This window comes from uncultured Williamsia sp. (assembly GCF_947494875.1).
In the GTDB taxonomy this organism is placed as follows: domain Bacteria; phylum Actinomycetota; class Actinomycetes; order Mycobacteriales; family Mycobacteriaceae; genus Williamsia_A.
This window is the reverse complement of record NZ_CANLWM010000001.1, coordinates 1,123,526-1,134,809: the sequence shown is the minus strand read 5'-3', so window position 1 is coordinate 1,134,809 and position 11,284 is coordinate 1,123,526. Positions and strand designations below refer to the sequence as shown.

The following is an 11,284-nucleotide window of genomic DNA, read 5'->3' as shown; positions in this document are numbered from 1 at the left end:
CACCGGGTGGTGTCAGGGCCAAAATGAGCCAGACCGACCCACGAACCAGGCCCCTCGAGTATCACTGGGCCAAAACTGCTCGCCGAGTGTGCCGACATCACGCGTCGAGCGTGCCGATGAGAGGAGGCGGACGCCGTGACCGACGCACCGCTGCATGGTGATCGAACGCTCGCGCTGAGCTTCGGGTCCGAGGCCGACGCCTACGAGCAGCATCGGCCGGACTTCCCGCCCGAGATGATGGACGTCGTCGCCCGACTCGGCCATCGTGTGCTCGATGTCGGTTCCGGCACGGGCAAAGCCGCACGTGCCCTGCTCGACCGCGGCTGCTCGGTGCTCGCGGTGGAACCCGACGTCCACATGGCGACGATCGCGCGCCGCAAACACGTCGTCGTCGAGCCGGGGACCTTCGAAGAGTGGGATCCGCGCGGCCGCATGTTCGATCTGGTGACCTTCGCGCGGTCGTGGCACTGGGTGGATCCGGAGACCGCCATCGGGAAACTGACCCAGATCGTCGTCCCCGGTGGACATGTCGCGCTGCTGACCCACGAGGCGAGCTGGTCGCTGTTCGCGCACGAACCGGTGAAATCGGTCGTCGAACAGTACGTCCGACGCGACGACACACCTCGGCGCCGGCCCACCGACGATCGCACCGTCGGACTCTTCACCGACGCCGGATTCGACGTGCGTGTCGAGGAGTTCCCGACGACCACGGTGGTCGACGTCGAGGAGTGGCTCGACTCGATGTTCACCTACTCGCGGTTCCTGGTCCTCTCTCCGGACCAGAAGGCTCAGCTACGACGCGACCTCGCCGAGGCTGTCGGTGCGGGTCCGATCACCGTCGAGGGCACCCCACGCGCCGTCATCGCACACCGGACTCGCTGACCGCACGCTCGGCGCGCATCTTCTGCACGCTCGGCGGCGATTTTCGGCACGCTCGGCGGCGATTTTCTGCACGCTCGGCGGCGATTTTCGGCACGCTCGGCGGCGATTTTCTGCACGCTCGGCGGCGATTTTCTGCACGCTCGGCGGCGATTTTCTGCACGCTCGGCGGTGGGTTTCGGCACGCTCGGCGGTGGGGGTGTTCAGCGGTCGAGCCAGTGGTCCACGTCGAGGGGGCGCCCGGCGTCGGCGGCGTCGTGGGCGCACGCGAACCCCACGATCGTGGACCCGTCGTCGAGGGTGATGGCCCCCAGGCCCATCGGCGCGGGCAACGCCTCGAGGAACGACCCCAGCGCCGCGGTCGACAGGGTCCACCGCTCACCACGGATCGACCGGCCCTGTGCCGGGTCGGCGACGAGTCCGGGCTTCGGTGGGGTCGTCGCGAGTTCGACCAATCGGTAGTCCGGCGCGGTCCGCACGTCCCCCGACCACCGCGCGCCGCGCGAGGTGAGTTCGTGCTCCAGCGGCTGCCCGCGCAGGTGCGCTCCGAACACCGCCAGCTCGACGGTGTCGGAGACCGACTCCGGCCACGACGGACCATCGGTCGGCTCCCCGCGGAACTTCCGCGCGATGTCCACCAGGACCGAGTCGTGGTGCGCCGGCGCCAGGAACGTCACCCCGAACTGCGCGACCCCCGCTGCGCCGTCGTCGATCTCCCCTGCCGGGATCGCGATCCCACACAGGTCGAACAGATTGCAGAAGTTCGTGTATGTCCCCATCCGCGCGTTCACCCCGACAGGGTCTGACTCGACGTCGTCGATCGACGGATGGAACGGGGCCGTGGGCACCATCAGCGCGTCACACCCGGCCACCGACGCCATCGCCCGGGCGCGTAACTCCTCGACGCGTCGCCGGTCGGCGAGCAGGTCGACGGCGCGGATGTCGCCGGCGGCAGTGACGATGCCGGCGACCGTCGGATCCAGACCTGCCGAGTCGTCCGCGGTGACGATGAACTCGCCGACCGCGTCGTATCTTTCGGCGACCAGCGCGCCGTCGTAGAGAAGTGCTGCCGCGCCCAGGAATTCGTCGAACGGCACTTCCCGAATCGCCCACCCGCGATCGCGGCACCGCTCCACGGCCTCGTCGAACGCGGCACACCACGGATCGCTCATCGCGGTGAGCGCCGCGGGGACGGCGATGGTGGGCGCGGACGGTGCCGCGAGAGGAACATCGGACGGGAACGGCCGCGGGCCGGTCGCCTGCGCCATGACCTCCATCGCCGCGTCCGCGGTGGCGAGGTCGTGCGCGAAGATGGTCACGCAGTCGTAGCTCGCGCAGGCCGGGACGACACCCTCGGTCGACACGACACCGACGGTCGGCTTGATCCCGACGATGCCCTGCAGCGCCGCCGGGATCCGACCGGACCCGGCGGTGTCGGTGCCGATCGCGATGTCAACGAGCCCGAGGGCGACGGCCACCGCGGACCCCGAACTCGACCCGCCGGAGATGAACTCGGGCCGGCGGCTGTCGCGGACCGCACCGTGCGGGCTCCGGGTGCCGACGAGCCCGGTCGCGAACTGGTCCAGGTTCGTGGTGCCGAGCAGCACAGCGCCGGCCGCACGCAGAGCGGCGACGACGGGCGCGTCGGCCTCAGCGATCTCGCCGTAGCCCGGACAGGCTGCGGTGGTGGGGAACCCGGCGACATCGACGTTGTTCTTCACCGCGAGGATGAGGCCGGCCAGGGGGCCGCCCGCCGCGAGTGACAGCGCGTGGTCGTCGCGGACCTCCTCTCGCGTGCGCAGGTGCAGGAAGATCTCGGGACGGCCGAGTGCGTCGAGACGGTCGAAGAGGTCGTCGACGACCGACGACAGCACCCCGGTCATGCGGAGGCCTTCACGCGCACGGAGAACTCACCGTCGGCGGCCCAGCGGGCCCGCTCCTCGGCCCGCGCGGCCTCCATGCCGCCACGGACCCGGGCGATGTCGTCGGCGTTCTCGGCCAGGAACGTCCGGTGCTCCGACAGCGCGAACGAGCCCTCCTCGATGGTCACGTCACCGCGCCCGGCCGCGACGTCCGCGCGCAGGTCGAGCAGCTCGTCGGCACTCACCGGGTACCAGTGGATCCGGTCGAAGTGGCGGAGGAGCCACGGGTGCTCGGGATCGAATCCGGCGGCGCGCAACGGGTGCCGGTGGTTCCACACCTGGGTGGTGCGTCCGACGAACTGGTAGCCACCCGGGCCCTCCATGCCGTAGATGCACAGGTAGGCGCCGCCGATGCCGACGGCGTTCTCCGGCGTCCAGGTGCGGGCGGGGTTGTACTTCGTGGTCACCAGGCGGTGCCGGGGGTCCATCGGGGTGGCCACCGGCGCGCCGAGGTAGACGTCGCCGAGACCCAGCACCAGGTACTCGGCGTCGAACACGATCCAGTGGACGTCGTCGACGGAGTCGAGACCGTTCATGCGTCGGATGAACTCGATGTTCCACGGGCACCACGGCGCGTCGGCGCGGACACCGAACATGTAGCGCTCGATGGCCTCGCGCGTCGACGGGTCGTCCCAGGAGAGCGGGAGGTGCACGGTCCGGCTGTCGACGACGAGGTCGTCGGCCGCGGGCAACGCGGCCTCCACCTCGCGCAGCCACGACAGCACGCGGTCCGACGACCACACCGTCGGGTCGACCTTGACCTGCAGCGACCGGATCCCGGCGGTCAGGTCGACGAGTCCGCGGGGCCGGTGGTCCTCGATGTGCGCGGCCAGCGCGTGCACGCGGGCGCGCAACTCGAGATCGAGGGACATGTCCCCGTACTCGACGAGGACGTTGTCGTCGCCGCCGCGGCGGTAGGTCACCGTGCTCTGCCCGTCGGCGGTGACATCGGTGGCGAGGATGCCGCCGTCCTCGTCCCGACCGGCCGACACCACGGGTACGAACTGAGACCGGCGTGCGGCGCCGAGGGTCGACGGGCTGGCCGCGTCGACGGTCCGGACGGGCACGCACCGCACGGTGTCACCGGCTTTCAGCTGGCCCAGCTTCCACCGGTCGGCGGTGGTGACGGTGACCGGACAGACGAAGCCGCCGAGGCTCGGACCGTCCGGGCCGAGGAGGATCGGTGTGTCGCCGGTGAAGTCGAGCGCGCCGACCGAGTACGCGGTGTCGTGGATGTTGGACGGGTGCAGGCCCGCCTCTCCCCCGTCGGGCCGCGCCCACGTGGGCTTGGGGCCGATGAGGCGCACGCCGGTGCGGTCGGAGTTGAAGTGCACCTCGTAGTCGGTCTCGAGCAGGGTCGCGATGTCATCGTCGGTGAAGAACTCCGGTGCGCCGTGCGGGCCCATCGTCACCGCGAGCTGCCACGCGTTGCCGATGGCGGGGTACTCGTCGAACTGCAGGCGACGCGGCGACGTCGTGCCGGCGTCGCCGATCTCCAGCGGGTCACCGTCGACGAGAGCGCGTCCGTCGAGGCCACCGAACCGACCGAGCCCGAATGTCGCTGCGCTGCCGAGGTACTCCTGCGCCGACAGGCCTCCCGCGACGGCGATGTAGACCCGCATCCCGACGGTCCCGACCGGTCCCACGTCGACGATGTCGCCGGCCTGCACCTCGAGTGGGACACCCTGCGCGACAACGTGATCGGCTCCCGTGTGAGATGTCACGGTGACGAGCACCGGCGCGCCCGTGACCGCGACGACCGCCGGTGCCGTGAACCGCAGACGGGGACCCACCAGCGTGGCCTCGAGCGCGGGGACACCCTCCGGGTTGCCCACCGCGGTGTTCGCGAGTCGGAACGACAGGTCGTCCATCGGTCCCGACGGTGGCACCCCGACACCCCAGTAGCCGACGCGACCCGGCCAGTCCTGGATGGTCGTCATGGGTCCGGCGCGGAGCACCTCGATGGTCACGACGCGCCCCCGCGGACCACGACGCGCACGGCCGTGGGGTCGAACCCGTTGCACGGGTTGTTGATCTGCGGGCAGTTCGAGATGAGCACCAGCGTGTCGATCTCGGCACGCAGCGTCACCGACTTCCCCGGCGCCGACAGGCCGTCGACGATGCCGAGGGTGCCGTCGGGGTCGACGGGCACGTTCATGAAGAAGTTGACGTTGCCGACGATGTCGGCCTTGCCCAGTCCGTGCCGGGCCCCCTCGGCGAGGAAGTTCTCGACGCAGGCGTGCTGGTGCTTGGTGTGGTGCCCATAGCGCAGGGTGTTCGACTCCTGTGAACACGCACCGCCGAGGGTGTCGTGGTTGCCCACCTCGTCGGCGACGATCGTGAGCATGGGCCGCGACTCCTGGTCGCGGATGACCGTGCCCGTGGTGAGGAATATCGACCGTTGCGCGGCGATGGTCGCCTGGGCCGAGTACCGGATCGCGTAGTCGTGCGCACCGTAGAACAGCGTGTCGACTGCCTGGTTGCCGTGCAGGTCGATCAGTTCGACGGTGGCGCCGGCGGGCACGACACCGGACCACGGTGCGCGCGGCCCGATCTCGACGTCGAGCAGGACGTCGGGGGCGAGGGTGCTGGTCATGGGATCTCCTGGCGGTTCAGGGGTGGGCGGCGGCGTGGACGTCTTCCGAGTTCGCCACCGCACGCGCGTATTCGGGATCGGTGTCGCCCGCTTTGCGGACGAGGTCGGCGAGATCGTCGTGCGCCGACCACGCCAGCACCTCGACCGGGCCGACGTCGAAGGTCGGCGACTCGTCGAGCGGGTGGGCCGTGTCGACGACCGCGACCACGCACGGCAGGTGCAGGACGAGATCGACGTGGCGCCCGGGACCGGCGGACCCGGTGTCGACGAGTGCGCCGTCGGCGTCGACGCGGACGCCGCGGAAGAACGACAGGCTCGGCGGGACGTCGGCCGGTCCCATGCCGTGTTTGGCCGCTGCGAGCACGAACAGTTCCCGACCGGCCGGTGTCGCCGACTCCGGCTCGCCTGCTCCGTACCGGGCCGTGTTGGCCGCGATCGTCGTCGTCCCGCAGAGCGCGTCGTGGTGTCCGGAGGTGTCCTCGACGACCGTCGCGAGAACCCGTCCCTGGTCGCTGAGCAGCGGGTGCCCCGTCCCGAGGTACGCCTGCCACGGCACCTTCACGGTGTCGGCGACGCTCAGCCGCTCCCACGGCGCGTCGGCGCGCCACAGGAGCACGTGGGCACATGCGGAGCCGGTGACGTCGGTGAGACGCAGCCGCGTCCCGCGCCCGAGCACCTTGGCCGTGTAGCGGCCTCCGGGCACGGTCTCGGCCCACGTGAGGCGGGCGGCGTCGACGCCGTCCGGCGGGGTGGGCCAGTCCGAGGCCGGCACCACCGGCATCGGTCCGTCGGCCTGCGCGGCCTGCGCGCGGGCATGTGCCCGGGCCCCGGCCGTCGAGGCGGTCTGTTCGTCGTGCGAGATGCTCATCGGGCCGCCTCCGTCGCCGGCGTGGTCGTCATGGGCCGGGCCGAGCGGACGCGGAGATAGGCGAGCGCGCCGACCACCAGGGTGCCGGCGGTGAAGATGATCGCGAAGTAGTGCAGGAACCAGGACGTGCCGTCGGGGTCGTAGACCTCCTGGCGCGGCCAGGCGATGTTGACCATCAGGGCGGCGCCCATCACGACCGCGATCGCGTTGACGAGGATGCCCCAGCGACCCAGCGAGAAGACGCCCGGACCGAAGTCGAGACGGCGACCGCGGATCCGGTGTACCAGGGCGGGCACGGTCACCATCAGGTACGCGATGTAGACGATGACCACCGAGACACTGGTGATGGCGGCGAACACTCCGGCCTGGCCGAGGTTGACCAACAGCACGACGATGGCCAGGACACTCACCACGATGCCGGTGTTGATCGGCGTCCCGGTGCGGGGATTCACCCGGGCGAGGAAGTCGGAGAACGGGAGTCGGCCGTCGCGGGCCATCGAGAACATGACGCGTGATGCCGACGCCTGGATGGCCAGGGTGGCCGAGAAGATCGCGATCGCGACGATGGCGAGCAGTGTGCGACCCATCCATGTGTCGAGCTGACTGGTGATGACGTAGGCGATGCCGTCGGCCGAGAGCTCGGGCGCACCGAGGGACGGAGCCGCCATGAGCGTCGCGAGGATCATCAGCCCGCCGCCGACGAAGGAGACCAGCAGCGCCAGGATGATCGCTTTCGGCGCGGTGCGTCGCGGGTCGGTGGTCTCCTCCGACAGCTCCGCGGCGGAGTCGAAGCCGTACATCACGTATGCCGCCATCAGCATGGACGCCAGGAACGCGGGGACGTAGCCCAGTCCCGAGCCGTGGCCACCCGTGTCGGCCACGGCCGCAACCGGATTGCGCTCGGCGTGGGCGAACATCAGGCCGACGAGCAGGATCACGCCGATGATCTCGATGCTGACCCCGACGACGGTGACCTTGCCCATGAACGACACGCCGATCGCGCTTATCAGCGTGCACAGCGCGATGGTGATGGTGCCGAGGATGATCGCGTTGGTGGCACCGGAGACCGTCGTCAGACCGGTGTCGGTGCCGACGAGCTGGAATCCCGACCAGATGGACGGCAGCACGCTCTGCATCGCGATGGCCAGGGCCGCGACGGACACGATGTAGCCGACGAGCATGAACCACCCGGCGAACCACCCGACGGTCTCGCCGGCCAGGCGGCGTGACCACTGGTAGACCGCGCCGGCCACCGGGAACTTGCCCGACAGCTCGGCGAACACGAGGCAGACGCAGAACTGGCAGACGAACACGATCGGCCAGGTGAGGAAGAACGCCGGACCGCCCAGACCGAAGCCGAGCGCGAACAGCGCGAACACCGTCGTGAGGATGGACACGAACGAGAACCCGGCGGCGAACGCGGCGTAGGACCCGATGCCGCGGTGGAGCTGCTGGGTGTAGCCGAGTTCGGCGAGGGCGTCGGCGTCGGCGCGCGACGACACGGGCGGGGGCGGTACGTCGCGGGTGGGGCCCGCGGGGTTGTCGACTGCGGTCATGGGACTCTCCTGACGAACACGGGGAACAGACGCCGCCGCGTCCTCGGGGCGGGGTTTTTCTGTCGAGTGATCGAAAAGATAGTGACGACGAGGTCCCGACGGGTTTCCGCTCTGTGAACGCTGTGTCAACGAGTGCTCACCGGATCGTGCGGGCCGTCCGCTCGGTAGCGTGGGTGCCCGTGAGCTCCGCACAGACGCCGGCCCGGGGCCGTCCCCGGTTGATGCCGCGGCGGCGCGTGGGCGGGACGCCGCAGGACGAGATCCTCGACGCCGCCGGGGAGCTCTTCACCGAGCAGGGGTACGCGGGCACGTCCACACGGGCGATCGCCGAGGCCGTCGGGCTGCGACAGGCCTCGCTGTACCACCACTTCGCGACGAAGGAGGACATCCTCATCGCGCTGCTGCGGCAGACCGTGGTGCCGACCCTCGACGTCGCGCGCGGGCAGGACACCGCACGCCCCGCGCGCGACCGGCTGATCGAGATCACGCGATTCGACGTCACGCAGTTGGTGACGTCGCGGTGGAATCTCGGTGTGCTCTACCTGCTGCCGGAGATCCGGACCGCGGCGTTCGACCCGTTCCGCGCGGACCGGCTCGCGCTGCGCGACATCTACCGGTCGCTCGCCGCCGAGGTGATCGGCGCCGACGTGGCCGATCCTCGATGCGCACTGCCCTTCCGCCTCGTCGAATCGGTCATCGGGCTGCGCTCCGACGGCGAGATCGCCGAGGACGGCGCCGCGCTGGTCGCGGACACGGTCGTCGGCGCGGTCGAACGCCTCCTCGCCGACACCTCCCGCGGGTAGGGTCGCGACTGCGTTCGGCGATCGTCGCCGGGCGGGGATGCGACGGAGGATCCGATGGCGGAACTGAATGTGGTGGCGACTATCTCGGCCAAAGAAGGAACCGCGGAGAGCGTCGGCGCGGCGCTGAAGACACTCGCCGAGGCATCCCGGGGTGACGACGGCTGCATCGCGTACGAGGTGTACGAATCCGGCAGCGCCCCCGGCACGTTCGTCACCGTCGAGAAGTGGGAGAGCCAGGAGGCTCTCGACGCGCACATGAAGGCGCCGCACGTCGCCGACGCGTTCGCGACCCAGGGAGACGCGCTCGAGAACGTCGCGATCCATCCGCTGAAGTCGTACTGACGCACCGGGTCTCACCCCACCGCAGCACGTCACGAGGGTGACTCAGCGCGGGGTGAGACCGTTCAGCACGACACCGAGGTATTCGTCGGCGACGCGGTGCGCATCGAGCGAACCACCCGGCCGGTACCACCGCACCGCGACCCACACGGTGTCGCGGAGGAAGCGGTAGACGAGCTCGATGTCGAGGTCGGACCGGAAGGTCCCGTCCTCGACGCCGGTGCGCAGCACCGTCTCCCACAGTCCCCGGAACTCCCGGTTGCGTTCGCCGATGTAGGAGAACCGCTCCTGCGACGACAGCCGTTTCGCCTCGTCCTGGTAGATGGCGACGGCGTTGTGGTCGCGGTCGATGGTCTCGAAGGACGCGACGACGAGGTCGGTCAGCGTGACGTCCGCCGGACGCCCCGCGTCGACGATCTCGTGGTAGCGCGCGAACAAACGGTCGAGGAATCCACGGAGGATCTCGTCGACCATCGACTCCTTGGAGTCGAAGTGGTGGTACAGACTGCCCGAGAGGATGCCGGCGGAGTCGGCGATGTCGCGGACGGTCGTGGTGCGCAGGCCCTGCTCGGCGAACATCCGCCCCGCCAGGTCGAGCAGTTCCTCACGCCGCGAGGAGCGCGAGGGGGCGTTGGTCGACACGCTGCCACCCTAGCAAGCGCTTGGGTGGCAGCGCGCCTGTCCGCCCAGGTCAGCGGTTGCGCTTGGTCGCCCGCTTGGTGATGGTCTTCCACATCGACAGCTGGGCGTTGGTGGTCCGGCGATCCGACGCGGTGAACGGCGCGGACATCATGCGGCCGAAGCTGATCGGCATCCGCGAATGGGTCACGGCCCGGGCGTGGGAGAACGTGGCAAACCCGAAATGGCCGTGGTAACTGCCCATCCCGCTGGTCCCGACACCCCCGAACGGCATCGCGCCGCTCAGCAGGTTCAGGGCGAAGTCGTTGCCGTTCACCGACCCCGACCGCGTCGACGCCTGCAGCTGCTCGTAGCGGGCGTTGTCGGGGCCGTACCAGTACATCGTCAATGGGTGCGGGCGGGCGGTGATGTACTCGACCGCCTCCGACAGGTCCCGGTACGGGTACACCGTCAGCACCGGGCCGAACACCTCGTCGTCCTCGATGTCGCTGCCCGGACGGACGTCCGTCAGCACCGTCGGAGGGATCTTGCGCGTGCTCGCGTCCGGCAGGGACTCGCCCGGCGGGATCACCTGACGCTTCGACGCACCGCGCTCCACCGCGTCGTCGATCAGTCCGACGATGCGCGAGAAGTTCTTGTCGTTGATGGTGGCAGTGTAATGGTCGTTCTCGGCGATGCTCGGGTTCGCGGCGCGCCACCGCGCGATCACGGTGTCGACGAACTCCTCGACGCGCGACGCGGGGACGAACGCGTAGTCGGGACAGAGGCAGACCTGGCCGGAGTTCACGAGCTTGGCGTCGGCGATGCGCTCGGCCGCGACGCGGATGTCGGCGTCGGTGTCGACGACGACGGGGTTCTTGCCGCCCAGTTCGAGGGTGACCGGCACGAGGTTCTTGCCCGCCTCCGCGGCGACGGACCGGCCGACCTCGGGCGAGCCTGTGAAGAACAGGTGGTCGACCTGCAGTTTCGCGAAGTCCGACCCGCCGCCGTGCTCCGGCGTCAGGACGGCGAGTTCCTCCACCGAGAAGTAGTCGGGGGCGTGCTTCGCCAGTACCGCCGTGGTGCGTGCGGTGACCGACGACGGACGCATCATCACGCGGTTGCCGGCGGCGAACGCGGCACCGGCGGGGACCACCGTGAGCTGAAGCGGGAAGTTCCACGGGCCGATGATCCCGACGACGCCCAGCGGATCGTGCCGGATGCGCTGCGAGAAACCCATCAGCGCAGCCGGTTTCGCGACCTTGTCGGTGGCCATCCACTTCCGGACGTGACGACGTTGGTCGGCGAGGTCGATCATGCAGCCCGCGACGTCGGTCGCGATCGACAACTCACGCGGACGCGAGCCGAAGTCGTCGCGGAGCGCCTCGGCGATCTCGTCGGCGTTGTCGAGCAGGAGCGATGACAGGCGGTTGATCCGGTCGATGCGCGTGCGCGCGTCGGGGATGCCGTCACGCAGGAACGCCGAGCGCTGGGCGTCGAGGATCTCCTGGAGCGACATGCCGGCGGCGGAGCGGGGACGGATCTGCGCGACCGTGCCGGTGCGTTCAGGAGCCTGCCGCGACGGGGTCGCGTCGTGGTGCGGGCGGGTGGCCGGTTCGGTCATGGGGCGATCTCCTTCGACCGTGCAAAGAAACAAAATCTGCGATGTGTCGCTTTGACAGTATGCGCCACGTCACACCGCC

At 70.0% G+C, this 11,284-nt stretch carries 10 protein-coding genes; 3 read left to right on the top strand and 7 right to left on the bottom strand.

Going from position 1 to position 11,284, the window contains the following annotated elements; all coding sequences use genetic code 11:
- Positions 1–135: 135 nt before the first annotated feature.
- A complete protein-coding gene (locus Q1A98_RS05295; RefSeq protein WP_299570439.1) occupies positions 136–882 on the top strand; it encodes a bifunctional 2-polyprenyl-6-hydroxyphenol methylase/3-demethylubiquinol 3-O-methyltransferase UbiG in 747 nt (248 codons plus the stop codon).
- A gap of 200 nt (positions 883–1,082) precedes the next feature.
- On the opposite strand, the gene atzF is transcribed toward Q1A98_RS05295, so the two are convergent.
- From atzF to Q1A98_RS05270, 5 genes are read right to left on the bottom strand one after another with little or no spacing between them, the layout of a single operon-like run.
- Positions 1,083–2,762 carry an allophanate hydrolase gene (gene atzF / locus Q1A98_RS05290; RefSeq protein WP_299570437.1) on the bottom strand — a complete coding sequence of 560 codons (1,680 nt, stop codon included), beginning with the start codon at positions 2,760–2,762 and terminating at the stop codon, positions 1,083–1,085.
- Positions 2,759–4,771: a 5-oxoprolinase/urea amidolyase family protein gene (locus Q1A98_RS05285; protein ID WP_299570434.1), complete on the bottom strand. Its 2,013-nt coding sequence runs from the start codon at positions 4,769–4,771 to the stop codon at positions 2,759–2,761. The genes atzF and Q1A98_RS05285 overlap by 4 nt, the downstream gene beginning before the upstream one ends.
- Positions 4,768–5,397 carry an urea amidolyase associated protein UAAP2 gene (locus Q1A98_RS05280; RefSeq protein WP_299570432.1) on the bottom strand — a complete coding sequence of 210 codons (630 nt, stop codon included), beginning with the start codon at positions 5,395–5,397 and terminating at the stop codon, positions 4,768–4,770. The genes Q1A98_RS05285 and Q1A98_RS05280 overlap by 4 nt, the downstream gene beginning before the upstream one ends.
- A gap of 16 nt (positions 5,398–5,413) precedes the next feature.
- Positions 5,414–6,265 (bottom strand): urea amidolyase associated protein UAAP1, encoded by an 852-nt coding sequence (locus Q1A98_RS05275; protein WP_299570430.1) that lies wholly within the window; start codon positions 6,263–6,265, stop codon positions 5,414–5,416.
- Positions 6,262–7,821 carry an amino acid permease gene (locus Q1A98_RS05270; protein WP_299570427.1) on the bottom strand — a complete coding sequence of 520 codons (1,560 nt, stop codon included), beginning with the start codon at positions 7,819–7,821 and terminating at the stop codon, positions 6,262–6,264. The genes Q1A98_RS05275 and Q1A98_RS05270 overlap by 4 nt, the downstream gene beginning before the upstream one ends.
- A 179-nt stretch (positions 7,822–8,000) precedes the next feature.
- Here Q1A98_RS05270 and Q1A98_RS05265 point away from each other — a divergent pair, with 179 nt between their 5' ends.
- Positions 8,001–8,624 (top strand): helix-turn-helix domain-containing protein, encoded by a 624-nt coding sequence (locus Q1A98_RS05265; RefSeq protein ID WP_366943341.1) that lies wholly within the window; start codon positions 8,001–8,003, stop codon positions 8,622–8,624.
- A gap of 54 nt (positions 8,625–8,678) precedes the next feature.
- Positions 8,679–8,966, top strand: a complete 288-nt coding sequence (locus Q1A98_RS05260; RefSeq protein WP_299570425.1) for a putative quinol monooxygenase — start codon at positions 8,679–8,681, stop codon at positions 8,964–8,966.
- Positions 8,967–9,008: 42 nt separating this feature from the next.
- On the opposite strand, the gene Q1A98_RS05255 is transcribed toward Q1A98_RS05260, so the two are convergent.
- A complete protein-coding gene (locus Q1A98_RS05255) occupies positions 9,009–9,605 on the bottom strand; it encodes a TetR/AcrR family transcriptional regulator (RefSeq protein WP_299570424.1) in 597 nt (198 codons plus the stop codon).
- 49 nt (positions 9,606–9,654) lie between these two features.
- The gene (locus Q1A98_RS05250) at positions 9,655–11,100 is read right to left on the bottom strand and encodes an aldehyde dehydrogenase family protein (protein WP_299570591.1); all 1,446 of its coding nucleotides are present in this window, start codon (positions 11,098–11,100) and stop codon (positions 9,655–9,657) included.
- Positions 11,101–11,284 lie beyond the last annotated feature (184 nt).

What these genes read in the sequence shown, in the direction of transcription:
- atzF (WP_299570437.1), bottom strand. Translation starts at nt 2,762, where the DNA reads ATGACCGGGGTGCTGTCGTCGGTCGTCGACGACCTCTTCGACCGTCTC.
- Q1A98_RS05280 (WP_299570432.1), bottom strand. Translation starts at nt 5,397, where the DNA reads ATGACCAGCACCCTCGCCCCCGACGTCCTGCTCGACGTCGAGATCGGG.
- Q1A98_RS05275 (WP_299570430.1), bottom strand. Translation starts at nt 6,265, where the DNA reads ATGAGCATCTCGCACGACGAACAGACCGCCTCGACGGCCGGGGCCCGG.
- Q1A98_RS05270 (WP_299570427.1), bottom strand. Translation starts at nt 7,821, where the DNA reads ATGACCGCAGTCGACAACCCCGCGGGCCCCACCCGCGACGTACCGCCC.
- Q1A98_RS05260 (WP_299570425.1), top strand. Translation starts at nt 8,679, where the DNA reads ATGGCGGAACTGAATGTGGTGGCGACTATCTCGGCCAAAGAAGGAACC.
- Q1A98_RS05250 (WP_299570591.1), bottom strand. Translation starts at nt 11,100, where the DNA reads ATGTCGCTCCAGGAGATCCTCGACGCCCAGCGCTCGGCGTTCCTGCGT.